Source organism: Stenotrophomonas thermophila (assembly GCF_001499715.1).
GTDB lineage: Bacteria > Pseudomonadota > Gammaproteobacteria > Xanthomonadales > Xanthomonadaceae > Stenotrophomonas > Stenotrophomonas hibiscicola.
Genome location: NZ_CVIW01000032.1, coordinates 1 through 17,546, shown reverse-complemented (window position 1 = coordinate 17,546; position 17,546 = coordinate 1). Strand labels below are relative to the sequence as shown.

The following is a 17,546-nucleotide window of genomic DNA, read 5'->3' as shown; positions in this document are numbered from 1 at the left end:
AGCCAGGGGCGGCTAGAACGCCACGTTGACGCCCATCGAGACGGTACGGCCACGGCCGTTGCCGCGGTCCAGGATCGGGCTGAAGATGCTGTCGATCGAGGCATTGTTGTCATAGGCTTTGTTCTGCAGGTTTTCGATGTTCAGCCACAGCGTGGTGTTGGCCTGGGGCTTGAAGCTGGCGTAGAAGTCCAGCAGCACGCCGGTGCCGCCGGTCTTGCGGGTCTGGAAGAAGTCGTAGCCTTCCTCGGTCGGCCCCGAGTACTCGGCGCGCAGGCCGGCCTGCACGCGCTGCTGCCACCAGCGGCCGCCCAGGTCCAGCGTCCAGTAGCGGTCGGGCAGGGCGGTGATGTCTTCCAGGTTGACGAATTCGATGGCGGGCGCACTGGTACGCGAGCGGGTCCAGCTCAGCGTGGCGTGGTAGCGCTCGCTGGCGTAGTGCGCTTCCAGCTCGATTCCGCGCATGCGCACCACGCCCGGGTGGTTCATCCAGCGCGTGGTGGTGCTGAAGTCCTCCACGTCCAGCGCATCGGTCCAGGCGATGAGCTGCGGATCGCTGTCGATCGGTACCACCAAAGGCTCCACCTCCGGAGGGTGTACAATCAGCAGGTACTGCGGCTTGATATAGTCGCGGATCCGGTTGTCGAAGCGGGTGACGCGCAGCTGCGCCAGATCACCGTCGGTCAGCAGCGAGGAGGTGCTGAGGTTGGCGCCGAACTGCAGGTTGCGCGAGCGCTCGCGGCGCAGGAACGGATTGGCGCCAACGCCATCGGCATCGCTCATGCCTTCCAGTGGGATCTTTTCGAAGAACATCTCCTGCACACGCGGTGGGCGGGAGGTGCGCGAGACTTCGGCGAACAGCTGCAGCCAGCCAGTAGCCTGCCACGATACCGCCAGGCTGGGGCTGAGTGCGCGCTGTGTGCGGCGCAGGTCGATGCCGCCGCCGTGGATTTCGGCGCACTGGCCGGGGACATCCGAGCACACCGGAACGTGGCCACGGATGCCATAACGATCCTGGCGCAGGCCTGCAGTCAACGCGTAGACGTCGTACTGAAGTTCCAGCGTGCTGAACACGCTGTCCAGCTGGCTGCGTCCCTCCGGGTTGGCACCGCGAAGGATGGGCGTATCGGCCACATAGATGTCCGACTGGTGCTTGATGCCGGTGTTCCAGCGCGCCTGCAGCGCGCCGACATCGAAGCGGCTGGTGTTGTCCACGGTCCAGCTGCTCAGGCTACTGTGGGTGCGGCGGCCGATGTAGCTGGACGCCTCCACCGGCGGATAGAACAGCCGGGTCTTGTTGCTGGCAAAAGTCGCGCGCAGGTCGATCCACGGCGAATAGGGCGTGTAGCGGTAGCTGGCGCGTTGGTTGCGCGCGGAAATCTGCCACGGGTAGTTGTGGTAGAAATCGTTTTCGTAATGCATGTGGCTCAGGTCCAGCCGATGCTGATCACTGGGCTGCAGGCGTGCTTTCAACAGCCAGCTGCTGGGTTGCTGGCTGCCCGGGTCGGCGGTGTTGTTCTGCCCACGTGCGGTGGCGTACTCGCTGCTGCGGCTGCTGCTGGCAGCGGCCAGCAGGCCGAACTGGCGGTCGCCCCCCTCTTCGCTGTGGCGCCAGGCACCGGCGAAGGTGCGGCCACTTCCGTAGCCGTTGTTGCCGTGGCGATAGCCTGCACGCAGGCCCCAGTCACGGCCCTCACCGAGCAGATCGTCGATATCCAGCGTGCGGAAGTTGGCACTGCCGGCCAGCGTGCCGGCGCCATCACCGCCGGCGACTGCACCGCGCTGCACGTCCACACCGGCCAGCAGGAACGGGTCGACATAGGCGAACGGGCCGCCCGAGCCATGCCCGGCATTGTTACGGAAGGTCTGGGTGACACCGTCGATCATGGTGTTGACCCGGCCAGCACCGGTCATGCCGCTGATGTTGACCTGCAGGCCCGGCTGGCTGCGCGAATGGAAGCTGTGGGTGCCAGGCATCGAGCGCAGCAGGCTGTTGCCTTCCTGGCGTTCGGGCATCGCCGCGCGTTCGCTGCCGATCGAAGGCGCAAAGCCATCGCGGGTGGCCGGTACATACTGGCTGGCACCTGCACCGGGGGAATGGCCGTGCGCGGTATTGCCCTGCACCCGCAAGGGCCCGGTGCGGCGGCTGCCATCGCCGCGCTCGGCCGGCGCCGGCTCCAGAGTGGCGCGGCGCGCATCGATGAAGCGCGGGCGCAGGCCGCTGCCCGCCAGCAGGCGCGTCAGGGCCTGCGCATCGTCGAAGTCACCGCGAAGGGCCGGCGCGGCATGGCCAGCGGGAAGCGCCGCGCCGATCACCAGATCGACACCGGTCAGCCGGCTGTAGGCGTCCAGCGCGGCCGCCAGTGGCTGGGCGGGCAGATCGTAGCTTCGAGTGGCGGCCTGTGCGTGGGCGCTGTTTGGCAGCAGTGGAGCGGTGCTGGCGCAGGCCAGCGACAGGGCGAGGACAAGGGGGCGGGGACACAGCATCGGGGGCTCCAGGGGCTGACGCAGAGCGTCGTCATCCTGGGTAGACGCAGCCGCAGGCCGGATGTCAGGTTCCATCACGCTGTTCCCTGCGTGGCGGCAGCCACACCTGTATGCCGTCGCCGAGACGCAGCACGCGCACCTGCAACTGAGTGGCCAACTGGTCGCGGTTGCTGGCTGCACCGTCGGCACTGCCAAGCAGGGTGACCGGCTGCTGGCGCAGCTGCTCACCGACGACCCACGTGTGCCCGCCGTGCCAGCGGTCCAGGCCCTGCGTGACGTCGGCCAGCGGGGCCGAGACCCAATGCAGGCGCCGCTCGCGCCAGGCCAGTGTTCCGGGGGCGGTGGTTGTTGCATGGGTTGTTGACTGCCCATCGAAGCGCAGCTGCTCGCCGTCGTTGGCCAGCATGCTGGCGTTGCCGCTGTCCACGCGCACGCGATGCTCGGTAACGGTGACCACGCTGCTGTTGCCCTGCACGGCAAGATCGAATGCGGTCCCCAGTGCAGTGACGGTGCCCTGTGGGGTGTGTACCTGGAAGGGCCGATCGGCATCGGCGGCGGCCTGGAACCAGGCCTGGCCACGCTGCAGCTGGAGCTGGCGGCGCTGCCCATCGATGCGCACCTTCACTTCGCTGCCGGGTGACAGCAGGACATGCGAACCATCCGGAAGGGTCTCATCGCGGATCTCGCCAGCGGCCGTACGCAGTACCTGCGCCACCGGCGGCGAGGCATGGCGGCTGTAGAGACCCAGCGCACACAGCAACAGAACCGCAATGCCGGCTTCGCGCAGGCGACGGCGTTGCCTGCGCTGCTGCTGCCGCTGCAGGCTGGGCAGCGTCGCGCCTGCCTGCCACAGGTGCTGCAGATACTGGTACTGCGCGGCATGTCGGGGGTCAGCCTGGTACCACTGGTCGAACGCGTTCTCGTCGCGGTCACCGTCGTGCCCGTCCAGCCACCAGCGTGCGGCTTCGCGCGCGATCGCGTCCTGGCTCATGCGCCGGGCACCTGCTGCAGGGCGACGAGGGCGCGCAGCAGATGGCCGTGCGCGGTCTGCCGGCTGATGCCGAGCTGGCGCCCGATCTCAGCCAGCGCCAATTGCTCAACCCGCGCCAGCAGGAACACCTGGCGCGAGCGCGGGGGCAGCGCGGCGATGATCGCGTCGAGGTGGCGCAGCTGTTCGGCGTCGAGCAGTCGCTGCTCGGGCAGTGGTGCAGGATCGGCGATGGCCTGCAACTGCGTGTCATCCAGTACCTCTTCGCGACGGCGCTGGCGCTGTCGGTAGTGATCCGCGATCAGGTTGTGGGCGACGCGGTACAGATAGGCGCGGCCGTTGCTCAGCAGGCCGCTGGCGGCGACTTTGACGACACGCAGCCAGGTTTCCTGGACGACGTCATCGGCGTCGCTGCGTTGCGGGAGTTTGCGGCGGACATGGGCGTGCAGCGGCCGGTAATGGGCCGCGCACAGCTGCGCGACATCCGTCGGTTCGACAGGCGTGGACACGGGGCGGGCGACAACTGGGAAAGGGAACAGCCCGCGGCGGCAAGGGCAGCGGCTGCACCTTACAGCAAAAGAGAATCATTTGCATCCATGGCGCGAGGCACGGCACGCATGGGTCACCGCGGCGTCAGCGCGGGCGATAGTCGCAGTGGATCTGCAGGGCTTCGGTGGCGTTGTGATGCAGCTCGAAGCCGCACTGCTGCAGGCTGCGCTTCACCTGCGCGACGGCTTCGGAATGACGGGCAACGCGACGATCCTGCCAGCGCAGTGGGGTGAATACGCCCAGAGGCAGCAGCCGCAGCCGCTTGCCGTGCAGTACCAGTGAGACATCGACATGACGGCCATCGATGTCGTGGCCGTTGGCACCGAAGATGGCATCGATCTCATCGCGGCGTTGCGGGTAGCAGGTGCGGAATGCTGCGATGCCGAGCCGTCGTACCGCGCGGCGGAAGCCACCGAGACGGCTGTGGCCGGGTTCGAAGCCACGAGTTAGCAGCAGGCGCAGCCCGGCAGGCAGCATTGCCTGCGCGTCGAGCAGGCGTTGCAGTACCTCTTCTTCCAGTTGGATGCGGGTGGAGGGCCAGCGCGGGGCGATGAGCAGTCCGTGGTGGCTGCCGCGTTGCAGGGTCAGCATCCGTGAAGCTTCGCACGCGGGCGAACAGCCAGGGTAGTGCCGGCCAGCGGCCGGCACTACCATCGGGTCAGATGTCGCGGTACTGGATCTGCGAAGCCAGTACGCGCAGGCCATCGGCATTGCTGGACAGGATGCGCTCTTCGCCGACCCCTTTCTGCCGTTTCAGCTGGAAGCCCTGATCGGCAGGCAGCTGTGCGGCGATGGCGTCCATGCGTTGCAGGGCATCGGGGCCGCTGCAGTCGAAGTGGCCCCAGTGGGCGCCATCGCGGTGGATCTGCAATCGGTAGTTCATTGTGGTGTCTCCGGCAGGTCCTGCAGCCAATGGTCGAACATCGCGGTGGCGGCCGCTGCCAGCGGTGCGCCATAGCGACGCGCCTGCGCGCGCAGGTCGTTGGGATCGATGCCGGCCTGGGCCAGCTCCAGCGTGTGGCCGATCAGCCAGCGCTCGAACTGGCGGGCGTCCAGTTCCGGATGGCATTGCAGGGCCAATGCGTGGCTGCCGATGGCGAACGCCTGGTGACGGCAGGCCGGCGTACTTGCCAGGCGGCGTGCACCGGCCGGAAGTTCGAACGCCTCACCATGCCAATGCAGTACCGGAATGCCCTGCAGGGACTGCAGCGGAGAACGCTGGCCTTCATCGGTCAGCAGCAGTGGCGCAAAGCCGATTTCCTTGCCACCACTGGGAGCGACACTGGCACCGAGTGCCCGCGCCATCAGCTGTGCACCCAGGCAGATGCCCAGGGTCGGCCGCTGCCGCTGCAGCCGGCGCTGCAGCAGGGCAATGCTGTCGTTGACGAAGGGATAGGTCCCTGTGTCATTGGCACTGATGGGACCGCCCAGCACGACCAGCAGATCGGCGGTTTCGGCGCCATCGAGCACATCGACGCCGGCCTGCAGCACGTGCAGCTGCCAGCCCTGCGCCAGCAGCAACGGTTTCAGGGTGCCAAGGTCTTCAAAGGCAACGTGTTGCAGGACAACCGCGTGCTTCATGCCGGTGCTCCGCTGTTCGGCCAGTAGAAACTGTCCGGGGTGGCACGGGCACCGAAGATGGCCTGGCCGACGCGGACCACGGTGGCACCTTCCTCGATGGCCACTTCGAAATCACCGGACATGCCCATCGACAGCTGCGACAGGTCGAGGCCGGGCGGGGCGGTGCGTTGCAGCTGGTCGCGCAGTTCGCGCAGGCGCACGAAGCAGGCGCGCACGCGCTCGACATCGGGGGTGAAGATGGCCAGGGTCATCAGGCCGCGCACGTGCAGGCGATCGAAGGCCGGCAGCTGCTGCACGAAGGCCTCGACCGCGTCGGGCTCCAGGCCGTACTTGCTCGGTTCGGCCGAGGTGTTGACCTGCACGAATACATCCAGCGTGCGGTCTTCCAGTTGCAGGCGCTGCTGCAGGGCCTCGGCTACGCGCAGGCTGTCCAGCGCCTGGAACTCGCTGGCAAAGCGCGCCACGTAGCGCGCCTTGTTGGTCTGCAGATGGCCGATCACCGACCAGTGCACGCCCAGGTCGGCCATCGTTTCAGCCTTGCGTTGTGCCTCCTGCACCTTGTTCTCGCCCAGTTCGTGGCAGCCTGCGGCTACCGCCATGCGGATGCGGGCGTCATCGACGGTCTTGCTGACCGGCAGCAGGCGCACACTGGCCGGGTCCCGGCCGACGCGGGCGCAGGCATCGGCGATGCGTTGGCGCACCGTGACCAGGTTGGCGGCGATCTGTTCAATGGACTGGGCGACGGGCCAGTCGGCAGCGGCAAGGGGCATGCGGGCACCTCCAATGCAGGGTGGCCAGGGTGGGATACACTGGCACAGGACAAGAGATATTTTGGCATAGGACAAAATGAAAATCACCGGGCATAGCGCCGAGTCGATCTTCGACAGCATCCGCGACGGCATCGGCAAGGGCCGCCTGCAGGCCGGCAGCGTGTTGCCGCCGGTGCGTGAACTGGCCGAGCAGCTGGGCGTGAACCGCAACACCGTGGCTGCTGCCTACAAGCGCCTGGATGCGGCGGGCCTGGCCAGCACGGCGGGCCGCCGCGGCACGGTGGTGCGTGGCCTGCCGCCGCCGCTGGCGCGTGAAGGCAGTACGCCCGGGCTGGCCCTGCAGGACCTGGCCGGTGGCAACCCGGATCCACGCCTGCTGCCGAACCTGCGCCTGGCCCCGGCCGCACCACGGCTGTATGGCGTGGGCACGGTCGAACCGAGGTTGGAGGCGCTGGCACGCGCCTCGCTGGATGCGGACTGCCCGGCGGGTTATGCGCTGGAGCTGACCCATGGCGCGGTCGATGGCATCGAACGCCTGCTGTCGGCGTGGCTGCTGCCGGGGGATCGCATCGCGGTGGAGGATCCGTGCTTCCTCGGCAGCCTCAACGTGCTCAACGCGGTGGGTCACGCGCCGTTGCCGGTGGCGGTGGACGCGCATGGCATGCAGGTCGATTCGCTGCGGCAGGCACTGGAGGCCGGTGCACGCGCGGTGTTGCTGACCCCGCGGGCACACAACCCGACCGGGGCCAGCCTGGATGCGAAGCGGGCGCGGGCGTTGCGGCAGCTGCTGGCCGCCTATCCGCAGGTTGCGGTGTTGATCGACGATCACTACGCGCTGCTCTCGCAGCAGGCCTATCACTCGGTGCTGCCGCTGGATGGCCGGCGCTGGGCGCTGCTGCGTTCGTTGTCCAAACCGCTCGGCCCGGACCTGCGGCTGGCCTGGCTGGCCTGCGATGAAGAGACCGCGATGCGGTTGCGGCTGCGATTGGCGTCCGGCACCGGCTGGGTCAGTCACCTGCTGCAGGATGCGGCGACCTCGGTGCTGTCGTCGGCAACGCAGCGGGCGAAGATCGCTTCGGCAGGTGAGCGTTACCAGCAGCGCCTGCGCTCGCTGCAGGAGTTGCTGCATGCGCGTGGCCTGCCGACACCGTTGCCGATGGAAGGATTGAACCTGTGGCTGCCGTTGCAGGCCGACAGCCATCCGCAGGTGCTGGCCCTGGCTTCGCGCGGATGGCATGTGCGCGCGGGCGAAGTGTTCGCGGTGGCAGCGCCGGGGCATGGCCTGCGCATCACCTGCGCTGCGCTGGGGGCAACGCAGCTGCGGCAGCTGGCGGATGACCTGGCGGCGGTGTTCGCTCTGTAGCGTCGAGCCATGCTCGACGTTGCTTCGCCTTTGTAGAGCCGAGCCATGCTCGGCTGCTGTTGATAGAAGCAGTCGAGCATGGCTCGACTCTACACAAGCAGATCAGGGCGCGGCGTTGGCGCCGGGGCGCACGTAATAGGACTGACCGCTGTCATCGACGAACATCAGTTCCGGCTTGCCCTGCCAGGAGGTGAGCATGGCGCCGGTGTTGTTCTGGTGCTTGACCATCAGGCTGGCGCCGCGATCCGGGTTGGCCACCACTTTGAACACTTCGGTGGTGCCGGTGGCATCGTCCAGGGTCAACAGGGCTTCGCCGCCGCGGTCGCTGGTGCCGTAACCGCCGCGTTCGGAACCATCGGGGCCGAGCAGGATCAGGCCTGACAGGGCGGTGGCACGCGGCCCTTGGGTGCGGCCCTGGCTGAGTGGATCGGGAACTGGTGCGCCGAGGATCACCCGGGGCTGGCCGCTTGCATCGTGGATGACCAGCCCGCGTGCTTCGATGATGCGCTGTGGCGATTGGCTGCGATGCAGGCTCCAGGCGGTCCAGCCGGAAACCAGCAGGGCGAGGGTGGAGACCACCAGCGTGGTCAGCAGCAGTGCGCGGGGCATGGCGTCGTCCTTCCTTGGATGTGCCGACGATAGCGGATGCAAAAGGGGATGGGTAGAGTCGACTGTCAGTCGACTGCTGTTCGATCAGATCACGGAAATTCCCGCGCTGACGCGCGCAAGTCGACTGACAGTCGACTCTACCTCTACCTGGTCGACATCACCCAGTGGCCATTACGCGGCGATTCCCGGCGTCAGTGGAAATCGCGGCTGTGGCTGCGCAGTCCCTGCAGCAGCTCATCCAGACAGTGCATGCGCTGCACGATGACATGCTGCACACCATCGACGCGTTCCAGGCGGCCATCGATCTGCATCAGCTGGGTATCGACCAGCACCCGGTGCTGGCGATCGGCCAGGTGCCGCCAGACCACGGCGTTGACCATGCCGGTCTCGTCCTCGAGGGTGAGGAAAGTCACCCCGCTGGCGGTCTGTGGCCGCTGGCGCATGCGCACCAGTCCGGCGATGCGCACACGGCGGCCGTGGCCGTGCCCCGCCAGCTGTGCGGCATCCAGGCAGCCACGGCTACGCAGCTGCGCGCGCAGGAACGAGATCGGGTGACGGCCGAGGGTGGTGCCCGTGCTGCGGTAGTCGGCCTGCATGTCCTCCCAGGCGCTGGGCAGTGGCAGGGGCACGCGGGCTTCGGCAGTGGCACGGGCCTGGTCGAACAGCGGCAGCCGGTTCTCTACGCCCGAGATATCCCAGCGTGCACGATGGCGATGGCCGCTGAGCCCGCGCAGTGCCCCGGCATCGGCCAGCAGGCCCTGCTGGCGGCGGTTCAGTGCGGTGCGCTGGCACAGGTCGCCGACGTCGTCGAACGGGCGCCGCGCGCGCTCGCGCATGATGGCCTGCACGGCACCTTCGTTGCAGCCGTCGATCAGGCGCAGGCCCAAGCGGATCGCCGCCGGCCCCCTGCTGAAATCCAGCGTGCAGTCCCAGTCGCTGTGGCGCACGTCCACCGGCAGCACGCCGATGCCATGGCGGCGTGCATCCTGCAGCAGCTGGTCGGGGCTGTAGAACCCCAGCGGCTGGCTGTTGATCAGGCTGGCAGTGAATGCGGCCGGGTGGTGGCACTTCAGCCAGCAGCTGTTATAGGTCAGCAGGGCGAAGCTGGCGGCGTGGCTTTCCGGGAAGCCGTAATCGCCGAAGCCCTTGATCTGCTCGAACAGGTGCTCGCCGTATTCGCGGCTGAAGCCGTTCTTCAGCATGCCGGCCAGCAGCTTCTCGCGATGCGGTTCCAGACCGCCACGGCGCTTCCACGCCGCCATCGAGCGGCGCAGGGCATCGGCCTGGCCCGGCGTGTAGCCGGCTGCTTCCACCGCCAGTTGCATCACCTGTTCCTGGAACAGCGGCACGCCCAGCGTGCGTGCGAACACGCGTTCCAGCTGCGGTGGGTAGAGCGGGTTGTCCGGGTCGTTCAACGCGTCCGGGCCTTGTTCGCGCAGAATCCGGCGCCGCTCCAGATAGGGGTGCACCATGTCGCCCTGGATCGGGCCAGGGCGCACGATCGCCACCTCGATCACCAGGTCATAGAACGTGCGTGGCTGCATGCGCGGCAGCATCGCCATCTGCGCGCGCGATTCGATCTGGAACACGCCGATGGTATCGGCGGCGCAGATCATGTCGAAGGTCTTTGCATCCTTGGGCGGGATGGCGTCCATGCGCCCTTCGTGCAGGCCGTGCTGCTTCAACATCGCCAGGCATTTGCGGATGGCGGTGAGCATGCCCAGCGCCAGGCAGTCGACCTTCATCAGGCCGGTGGCATCCAGATCGTCCTTGTCCCACTGGATGACGGTGCGATCGGCCATCGCCGCGTTCTCCACCGGCACCAGGGTCGACAGCGGATGCTCGGAGATGACGAAACCGCCCGGATGCTGCGACAGGTGGCGCGGGAAGTCGATCAGCTCGGCGGTCAGCGCCAGCAGGCGCCGCATCAACGGCGTGTCCGGATCGAAACCGCGCTCGCGCAGGGTTTCCGGCAATGGGATGTTGCCGCTCCAGTGGTCCATCGCCGCGCCCAGTTCGTTGACCTGGTCCATCGGCAGGCCGAGCGCACGGGCCACGTCGCGGATCGCGCTGCGGCCACGGTAGCTGATCGCCACCGCGGTCAGTGCGGCGCGTTCGCGGCCATAGCGCTTGAACACGTACTGCAGCACTTCCTCGCGACGCTCGTGCTCGAAGTCGATGTCGATGTCCGGCGGCTCATTGCGCTCGGCGGAGATGAAGCGTTCAAACAACAGATTGCTGCGCGCAGGATCGATCTCGGTCACGCCCAGCACGAAGCACACCGTCGAATTGGCCGCCGAGCCACGGCCTTGGCAAAGGATGTCCTGGCTGCGGGCGAAGCGCACGATGTCATGCACGGTAAGGAAGTAGGAGGCGTAGTTTTTCTCCCGGATCAACGCCAGCTCATGTTCGATCTGCCTGCGCTGGGCGTCCTTGATGCCTTCTGGCCAACGCCAGGGAATCTTTTCTTCGACCAGCTCGCGCAGCCAGCTGTCCGGGTCATGCCCCTCCGGCACCAGCTCACGCGGATAGGTGTACTGCAGCTGTTCCAGGGTGAAGTGGCAGCGTTCGGCGATGCGCAGGGTTTCAGCCAGCAGTTCGGGCGGATACAGCTGGGCCAGCGCGGTACGCGGGCGCAGGTGGCGCTCGCCATTGGGAAACAGGCGCCAGCCGGCCTCGGCCACGCTGCAGCGGTGGCGGATCGCGGTCAGTGTGTCCTGCAGGGCACGGCGGCGGCGCACGTGCATATGCACATCGCCACTGGCGACCAGGGGCAGGCGGTGGCGTTCGCCGAAGGCCCGCAGCTGCTGCAGGCGGCGTGCGTCATCGTGTTCACGGTGCAGTTCCACCGCCAGCCACAGCCGATCATCGAAGCCGGTGCGCAGCAACTCGAGATCGGTGGCGGATGGCTGCCGGTCCAGCCACAGGCACAACAAACCGTCGGGCAGGCCGAGCAGATCGTCGCGCAGGCAGCGGTACTCGCCCTTGGCAGCCCGCCGCCGGCAGGTCGTGATCAACTGGCACAGCCCGGCATAGGCGGTCTGGTCGGTGCACAGCAGGGCCAGCTTCGGCCCGTCCTCGACCTGGAATTCGGCGCCGACGATCAGTGCCACGCCATGTGTCTTCGCTGCCTGCCAGGCGCGCACGATGCCGGCCAGCGAGCATTCGTCGGTGATCGCCAACGCGCGGTAGCCTTGGCCCGCGGCGCGCGCGAACAACTCTTCGGCGATCGAAGCACCGCGCTGGAAACTGAAGGCCGACAGGCAGTGCAGTTCGGCGTAGCCGGGCAGTTCGCTGTGCATGGCGGCTCAGCCGAACCAGCCGTGCAGCATCCACGGCGCATGCGGATCGTTGCGCGCGCGGAAGGCCCAGCCGCGCTGGCCATGCGCGGTTTCCACCACGTAGTAGTCGCGGCGCGCATCAGCCTGGTCCCACCAGCCCGATTCGATCCGCTCCGGCCCGGCGATGATGCGCAGGCGCGGGTCACGCAGCGGCTGTGGAGCGTCCAGCAGCCAACCGGGGCGTAGTGGCCAGTATGCCGGTAGCCTGGCCGCTGGCTGGGTGCCGCTGGCACGTTCGGGGCGATGGTCGGCCTGCACTGCCAGCGGCTGCACGGCGTCATCGCCGAGCCGCGCGCGCAGGCGCTCACGCAGCTGGTTCCACGGCATCGCCTGCGCCGGACGGGTATCGAACAGGTCACGCGCGGCGGGTACGAACGGCGGCAGCTGTTCGGCCTGCAGGCGCAGTGCGCGGCTGCCGGCCGGCAGGGCGAAGGCTTCCATGCGGTTGCGTGCGATCTCGAACAGCAGCACGGGATCGCGTTCCGGTGCCAGCAGGCCGATGGTCAGCACGCTGGCCGGCAGCAGGTCGTGCTCGAAGTGCAGGTCGAAGCGCTGCACGCCGCCATCGCGCGAGCACAGGAAGGCGGCCAGGTCGAGCAGCAGGCGGCGCAGCGGGAACAGCAGGGCCTGGCTGGATTCGATCTCGTACTCGAATTCGATGCGTGCATCGAAACGGTCCGGTGGCTGGTAGTAGCGCAGCGGCGCGGTGGGTAGCCCACGCAGTGCGTCCAGCTGCTGCAGCACCTCCGGTGCGAAGCGCCGGGCCAGGCTGTCGCGCGGCAGCTTGAGCACCGCGCCCAACGTGCGCAGGCCGGAACGGCCAAGCACCGTCACCGCCTCGCTTGGCAGGCCACAGCGCGCCAGGGGCAGCTGCGCCAGCGCCGCCGGCAGCTGCTGCGCATCAAGGCCGAGGCCATCGTGGACGTTGGCCAGCACGCGCGCGGCATGTGGGGTAGGCGCGGCCACCAGGCGGTGGCGGAAGCCGAGTTCGTGCAGTTCGTTGCGCAGGCGCTGCTGGATCGTCAGCCAGTCACCGAACAGGGCGCGGCTGGCACCGATTTCCAGCACCAGCGCATGCGGAAAATCGAGGCTGACCTGCGAGCTGTAGGCATAGGCCCAGCTGGCCAGCAGCTGCCGGGTGTGCTGTTCGGCATTGGGGTCGTAGTCGTGCAGGTGCATGTCCTGCACCAGTACCTGTGCAGCCGACAGCAGCATGCCCGGGCGCAGCCCTGCTGCACGTGCCGACGGGCTGACCGCGCGCAGCACGCGACGCTGCGCCGGCCCCTGCAGCAGTACCAATGGCCGCTGTGGGTCGGGCTGCAGGCGCAGCACGCTGTCCAGCGCCAACTGCGGCAACAACAGGCAGGCCCAGTGCATGGCGCGTCCTCAGTGGGCGATGGCCAGCGGCAACGGCTGCGCCGGCGGCAACCCGCCACGGCACTTCAGCACCCGCACCTGGCCGTGGTCGAGCTGCAGGCGCAGGCTGGCCGGAGAGGGATTGCGCGCCGCCTGCGCCTCGCGGAACACGAAGCCCAGGCACTGGCCGCTGTCGGCAGCCACCTGCAGGCGGCGCAGGGCGCGGTCGTCGGCTTGATGCGGCCAGCACAGTACCGCCGCGCAGGCCGCAGAGCGCAGGCACTGTTCGGCGGCCCACAGTGCCTGCTTCGGCGCGGCGTGGATGATCTGCAACTGGCACAGGTCCAGCCCGGCGGCGGCCCAGGCCGGGGCATGCGGACGGTAGGGCGGAGCGACCAGGACGATCGGGCGGTCGCGCTGGCTCAGCCTGGCCAGTGCTGGCCAGACCAGCGCCAGTTCGCCAACGCCGGGCGCCGCCTGCAGCACCTCGCACAGTCCGCTGGCCGGCCAGCCGCCGCCGGGCAGGCGTGCATCCAATGCCGGATGGCCGCTGGCCAGATGGTCGCTGGCTGGGCCCTGGCGGGCCGGGCCGCGCCACAGCTGGCGCCCGTCCAGCAGCCGGTCGAGGGCGACGACGGCCCCCATCAGCCGGCCCTCCAGGGGAGGCGCCGGGTGGGCTGGAAACGGCAGGAACGGGCGGAAACGGCGGGCATGGCGCGAGTATCGACGGGCCGGTATCAGGGGCTGAGACCAGACATGCTACTCGTCTTGTGAGTAGAATTACTAATGAAATCGGAGGGCCCGGTTTCAGGTTGCTGAAGGAAGGAAAGCATCCACGGATGGCGTGGATCTACTGGAGAGAGCCTCGGCAAATCCATGCCGCAGCCTGGTAGATCCACGCCATGCGTGGATAGTGGTAAAGCGCGGTGCCGACCAAGGTCGGCACCCACCCGGCCTGGCCCGGCGCTACCCGGGGATGCCCTTGGTTACGGGCGCACCGGCAGCGCCACCGGGCGCAGGGGCGCGGCATCGCCACCGCGGATCTTCAGCGGGCCGCCGATGAAGGCGAATTCGTAGACCTTGTCGCGGGCCAGTTCGTCCAGCGCCACCAGCTCGATGATCGGCGCACCCTGCTGGGCCAACAGGTAGGTGTGCAGCGGCACGTAGTCGTCGGACACCTCGGAGGGGAAGGTCTCGAAGCTGAGGTTGTCGGCACCGACGATCATCGCGCCGCCGTCCTCGACCAGGAAGCGTGCCGCATCCAGGCCCATGCCCGGCGGGTTGGCCATGTAGGCCCAGGGCTGTTCGAACAGGCGCATGCGGCCGGTGCGGATCAGCACCACGTCGCCCTGCTGCAGTTTCACCTTCTGGCGTGCCAGCGCATCCTTCAGGTCCTGGCGGGTGACGCGATAGCTGTCCGGCAGCATGTCCACGCCCTTGGCGGCGGCCACGTCGATCAGCACGCCACGCGCGATCAGCGGCGGGAACTTCTCGATGCCGGTGACATTCCAGCCACGATCGCCGAGATGCTTGTCGGCCTCGAAGCCGTTCCAGATCTTCCCGTGGATGCCGAAGTGGTTCAGCGCATCGATGTGGGTGCCGGTGTGGCTGTACATCGAGAACGCGGTGCCGGTGTAGCTGCGGGTGAGGTTCATGGTCTCGCCCACGCCCATCGGGTCGTCCATCACCGTGCCGCGCGGGGTGTGGGTCATCCAGAACTGGTAGTGCGGGTCGCCGGCATCCTGCCAGCTGGGCATGCCGACGTAGTACTCGGTGGCCAGGTCATAGGCCCTGCCGCCGCTGACCCGCGACAGGATCGCCGCACGCGAGGCGTCGGTGATCAGGTTGAGGCGGCCGATCTCGTCCTTCGGCCCCCAAGGGCTGGTGCCGACCTGCTGGCCGGAGGGTACGCGTTCGTGCGCGGACACGGTGGTGGAAGCGGCGGTGCCGGCCAGCAGCAGGGCCAGCGCGGTGGCCAGGGTACGTGGGGTCATGGGGAGTCTCCTTGCAGGGTGGGGGGGCGCGGCTCAGGCCGCGACCAGGTGCGCCAGGGCCTGGCGTAGGTGTGGCAGCGGCAGGGGCTGCAGGCGCAGGCCGTTGCCGCCGATCACGGTGGGAATGGAACGGATGCCGAGGGTCGCGGCTTCGGCACGGTCGGCCTGCACGCGCTGGCGTACTGCGTCGCTGCGCATGTGGTCAGCGAGGGCGCCACGTGGATGACCCAGCGATTCGGCGATATCCAGCAGGACTTCGGCATCGCCGATGTTGCGGTGCTGGTGCAGGTGCGCCCACTGCACGGCATCGAACATCGCGCCATGGGCGTCGTTGCCACCGAGCATGCCGGCGGCCTGGCAGGCCAGTGCGCCGAGCCAGCCGGACGGATACTCGAAGTCCTGTGCGCGCATGCCTTCGATATCGATGCGCGCGGTGTCTTCATGCGCGGCGCAGTCGGTCCAGTGGCGCAGGATGATCGCCTTGGCGCGCTCCATCGAGCCGAACACCTCGACCATCTGCGCGCGCGAGTCCTGCAGCACGAAGCTGCGGTGGCGCACCTGGATGCCGAGTTCGGCGCAGGCCTGCTGCAGGCGCGGGGCCAGCACGAAGCACCAGCCACAGACCACGTCGTGGAAGAAATCGACCACCGGCGCTGCGGTGGCGGGGGAAGGAACGGAAGACATCTGCCTGCCATCGGTGAGAGGGGAGGCGGCAGGTTAGGCAGCGCGGCGTGGCCGAAACAGCACGCCGCGGGCAGCTCAGTTTTCGCTGGCGGTTACGAATCCAGGCCGGCGCAGCCGGGCAGCTCGGCGTGCAGGAAATCGATGAAGGCGCGTACCTTGGGCTGCAGGTGGCGCGACGTGGGATAGACCGCATGCACGAAGCGCGGCGGATAGCGGTGGTCGGGCAGCACCTGCTGCAGTTCGCCACGGGCCAGTGCGGGTGCCGCCAGGAACGAGGGCAGGGCGCCGATGCCCATGCCGGCCACCAGCAGGTCGCGCAGCAGCAGGCTGTTGTTGACGGTGACGCGCGCTGGCAGGGTGATCGTCACCTGGCCATCAGGGCCGAGCAACGGCCAGCTGCCCGGTGAGTCGGACAGGCTGTAGGCCAGCACGCTGTGGACCTGCAGATCGTCCACTGCCTGAGGTGCCGGATGCTGCTGCAGGTAGGACGGGGCCGCGCACAGCACCTGCTGCAGCGACGCCAGCCGGCGCGCCACCAGGCGTGAATCATCCAGCTCGGCACGCAGCCGCAGCGACACATCGAAACCTTCGCCGACCGCGTCGAGCAGGCGGTCTTCCATCACCAGGTCCAGCGACAGCTGCGGATGCTGCTGCAGGAAGCGGGGCAGCAGCGGCGACAGCGTGCTCAGCGCGAACGACTGCGGTGCATTGACACGCAGGCGCCCGGCCACCTCGCCACGCTGTTCGGCGATGCCACGTTCCAATGCGTCCAGTTCGTCGAGCAGGCGGCAGCATTCGCGGTAATAGGCGTGGCCGGTCTCGGTCAGGCTCATGCGCCGCGTGGTCCGCTGCAGCAGTACCACGCCCAGATGCGCTTCCAGCGTGCGCAGCTGTTTGCTGAGCCCGGCCGCCGACATGCCCAGGTCTTCGGCGGCACGAGCGAGCCCGCCGCGTTCGACGATGCGACGGAAGGCACGCATCAGGTTGAAGGAATCCATGCCGGCCCCGGGCGCGATGAGGGCGCCATTGTAGATCCACGCCATGCGTGGATGTGGGAAGCGTGGTGCCCGCAGAGTTGCGCCGTTTGTTCAAGCCAGCAACCCACACGCCACGCCAGCATGCAGGCCCCTCACTTTCCGGGTTGCCCATGAAGCACTGGATGCTCCGCCTGTATGCCCCGCTGTTCCTGCTTGGATTCGTCGCCACTGCCGTCGTCTGGATCGGCCACTGCCACGGTGACCCGCTGTGGCTGCTGGCCTTGCTGGCCTTGCTGGCGGCCGCCATTGCGGTTTCGTTCGCCGCCGAGCGCGCGTGGCCGTATGACCCCGCGTTCAATCACGACCACGGCGACAGCCTGCGTGACGCCCTGCATGCACTGGTCAATGAAAGCCTGAACCTGCTGTCGATCGCGGCGGTGCCGCTGCTGGCGGCAATCATTCCGTGGCAGGCCTGGCCTCTGCAGTGGCCATTCGCGCTACAGGCGCTGCTGGCCATCGTCTGCGCTGATCTCGGTATCACCCTGGTGCACTACGCCAGCCATCGCATCGGCTGGTTGTGGCGGCTGCATGCGGTGCACCACAGCGTCACCCGCATGTACGGCTTCAACGGGCTGATGAAACACCCGCTGCACCAGGCGGCCGAAGCGGTGGGTGGCGTACTGCCGCTGCTGCTGTTGGGCCTGCCGATGCCGGTGGCTGCGGTGCTGGCCTTCGCCATTGCCATCCAGCTGCTGCTGCAGCACTCCAACGTGGACATGCGTCCCGGCGTGCTGGGCCGGGTGATGGCATGGGCGCCGCTGCACCGCTTCCACCACATGCGTTACGGCAC

16 protein-coding genes are annotated in these 17,546 nt (G+C 68.1%); 2 read left to right on the top strand and 14 right to left on the bottom strand.

Annotation, left to right across the window (positions count from 1 at the left end):
• Positions 1-12 precede the first annotated feature (12 nt).
• The 7 genes from BN1263_RS13725 to BN1263_RS13695 form a co-directional block, all read right to left on the bottom strand.
• Positions 13-2,484: a TonB-dependent receptor gene (locus BN1263_RS13725; RefSeq protein WP_058981866.1), complete on the bottom strand. Its 2,472-nt coding sequence runs from the start codon at positions 2,482-2,484 to the stop codon at positions 13-15.
• Positions 2,485-2,548: 64 nt separating this feature from the next.
• On the bottom strand, positions 2,549-3,475 hold the full coding sequence (locus BN1263_RS13720) for a FecR family protein (protein WP_058981864.1): 927 nt from the start codon (positions 3,473-3,475) through the stop codon (positions 2,549-2,551).
• A complete protein-coding gene (locus BN1263_RS13715; RefSeq protein WP_033833924.1) occupies positions 3,472-3,981 on the bottom strand; it encodes an RNA polymerase sigma factor in 510 nt (169 codons plus the stop codon). The genes BN1263_RS13720 and BN1263_RS13715 overlap by 4 nt, the downstream gene beginning before the upstream one ends.
• Positions 3,982-4,105: 124 nt before the next feature.
• Complete coding sequence (locus BN1263_RS13710) at positions 4,106-4,612, bottom strand: hypothetical protein (RefSeq protein WP_058981862.1); 507 nt, start codon at positions 4,610-4,612, stop codon at positions 4,106-4,108.
• A 67-nt stretch (positions 4,613-4,679) separates the two neighbouring features.
• Positions 4,680-4,904 carry a hypothetical protein gene (locus BN1263_RS13705; protein WP_005410058.1) on the bottom strand — a complete coding sequence of 75 codons (225 nt, stop codon included), beginning with the start codon at positions 4,902-4,904 and terminating at the stop codon, positions 4,680-4,682.
• Positions 4,901-5,602: a glutamine amidotransferase gene (locus tag BN1263_RS13700; RefSeq protein ID WP_019660234.1), complete on the bottom strand. Its 702-nt coding sequence runs from the start codon at positions 5,600-5,602 to the stop codon at positions 4,901-4,903. The genes BN1263_RS13705 and BN1263_RS13700 overlap by 4 nt, the downstream gene beginning before the upstream one ends.
• Complete coding sequence (locus tag BN1263_RS13695; RefSeq protein WP_058981859.1) at positions 5,599-6,372, bottom strand: YggS family pyridoxal phosphate-dependent enzyme; 774 nt, start codon at positions 6,370-6,372, stop codon at positions 5,599-5,601. Before BN1263_RS13695 ends, BN1263_RS13700 begins: the two co-directional genes overlap by 4 nt.
• Before the next feature lie 76 nt (positions 6,373-6,448).
• Here BN1263_RS13695 and ptsJ point away from each other — a divergent pair, with 76 nt between their 5' ends.
• The gene (ptsJ, locus tag BN1263_RS13690) at positions 6,449-7,735 is read left to right on the top strand and encodes a MocR-like B6 salvage transcription factor PtsJ (RefSeq protein WP_058981858.1); all 1,287 of its coding nucleotides are present in this window, start codon (positions 6,449-6,451) and stop codon (positions 7,733-7,735) included.
• Between the two features lie 102 nt (positions 7,736-7,837).
• On the opposite strand, the gene BN1263_RS13685 is transcribed toward ptsJ, so the two are convergent.
• The 7 genes from BN1263_RS13685 to BN1263_RS13655 form a co-directional block, all read right to left on the bottom strand.
• A complete protein-coding gene (locus tag BN1263_RS13685; RefSeq protein ID WP_019336451.1) occupies positions 7,838-8,344 on the bottom strand; it encodes a hypothetical protein in 507 nt (168 codons plus the stop codon).
• Between the two features lie 191 nt (positions 8,345-8,535).
• Positions 8,536-11,646, bottom strand: a complete 3,111-nt coding sequence (locus BN1263_RS13680) for an error-prone DNA polymerase (RefSeq protein ID WP_058981856.1) — start codon at positions 11,644-11,646, stop codon at positions 8,536-8,538.
• Between the two features lie 6 nt (positions 11,647-11,652).
• On the bottom strand, positions 11,653-13,062 hold the full coding sequence (locus tag BN1263_RS13675) for a Y-family DNA polymerase (RefSeq protein ID WP_058981854.1): 1,410 nt from the start codon (positions 13,060-13,062) through the stop codon (positions 11,653-11,655).
• 9 nt (positions 13,063-13,071) lie between these two features.
• Positions 13,072-13,686, bottom strand: coding sequence for a translesion DNA synthesis-associated protein ImuA (gene imuA / locus BN1263_RS13670; protein ID WP_058981852.1), 615 nt, complete (start codon positions 13,684-13,686; stop codon positions 13,072-13,074).
• Positions 13,687-14,027: 341 nt separating this feature from the next.
• On the bottom strand, positions 14,028-15,035 hold the full coding sequence (locus tag BN1263_RS13665; protein WP_058981850.1) for a cyclase family protein: 1,008 nt from the start codon (positions 15,033-15,035) through the stop codon (positions 14,028-14,030).
• 33 nt (positions 15,036-15,068) lie between these two features.
• The gene (locus tag BN1263_RS13660) at positions 15,069-15,719 is read right to left on the bottom strand and encodes a DsbA family oxidoreductase (RefSeq protein WP_058981848.1); all 651 of its coding nucleotides are present in this window, start codon (positions 15,717-15,719) and stop codon (positions 15,069-15,071) included.
• A 92-nt stretch (positions 15,720-15,811) separates the two neighbouring features.
• Entirely contained in the window at positions 15,812-16,762 is a 951-nt protein-coding gene (locus tag BN1263_RS13655; RefSeq protein WP_186008973.1) for a LysR family transcriptional regulator, read from the bottom strand.
• A gap of 116 nt (positions 16,763-16,878) precedes the next feature.
• Here BN1263_RS13655 and BN1263_RS13650 point away from each other — a divergent pair.
• Positions 16,879-17,546 (top strand): sterol desaturase family protein (locus BN1263_RS13650; protein WP_260832959.1); only part of this gene is annotated, 668 nt, incomplete at its 3' end.

Bases quoted from the DNA above. Each gene is read 5' to 3' on its own strand.
- BN1263_RS13695 (WP_058981859.1), bottom strand. From the start codon at position 6,372: ATGCCCCTTGCCGCTGCCGACTGGCCCGTCGCCCAGTCCATTGAACAG.
- BN1263_RS13700 (WP_019660234.1), bottom strand. From the start codon at position 5,602: ATGAAGCACGCGGTTGTCCTGCAACACGTTGCCTTTGAAGACCTTGGC.
- BN1263_RS13655 (WP_186008973.1), bottom strand. From the start codon at position 16,762: ATGGCGTGGATCTACAATGGCGCCCTCATCGCGCCCGGGGCCGGCATG.
- BN1263_RS13660 (WP_058981848.1), bottom strand. From the start codon at position 15,719: ATGTCTTCCGTTCCTTCCCCCGCCACCGCAGCGCCGGTGGTCGATTTC.
- BN1263_RS13705 (WP_005410058.1), bottom strand. From the start codon at position 4,904: ATGAACTACCGATTGCAGATCCACCGCGATGGCGCCCACTGGGGCCAC.
- BN1263_RS13710 (WP_058981862.1), bottom strand. From the start codon at position 4,612: ATGCTGACCCTGCAACGCGGCAGCCACCACGGACTGCTCATCGCCCCG.
- BN1263_RS13665 (WP_058981850.1), bottom strand. From the start codon at position 15,035: ATGACCCCACGTACCCTGGCCACCGCGCTGGCCCTGCTGCTGGCCGGC.
- ptsJ (WP_058981858.1), top strand. From the start codon at position 6,449: ATGAAAATCACCGGGCATAGCGCCGAGTCGATCTTCGACAGCATCCGC.
- BN1263_RS13720 (WP_058981864.1), bottom strand. From the start codon at position 3,475: ATGAGCCAGGACGCGATCGCGCGCGAAGCCGCACGCTGGTGGCTGGAC.
- imuA (WP_058981852.1), bottom strand. From the start codon at position 13,686: ATGGGGGCCGTCGTCGCCCTCGACCGGCTGCTGGACGGGCGCCAGCTG.
- BN1263_RS13675 (WP_058981854.1), bottom strand. From the start codon at position 13,062: ATGCACTGGGCCTGCCTGTTGTTGCCGCAGTTGGCGCTGGACAGCGTG.
- BN1263_RS13685 (WP_019336451.1), bottom strand. From the start codon at position 8,344: ATGCCCCGCGCACTGCTGCTGACCACGCTGGTGGTCTCCACCCTCGCC.
- BN1263_RS13725 (WP_058981866.1), bottom strand. From the start codon at position 2,484: ATGCTGTGTCCCCGCCCCCTTGTCCTCGCCCTGTCGCTGGCCTGCGCC.
- BN1263_RS13680 (WP_058981856.1), bottom strand. From the start codon at position 11,646: ATGCACAGCGAACTGCCCGGCTACGCCGAACTGCACTGCCTGTCGGCC.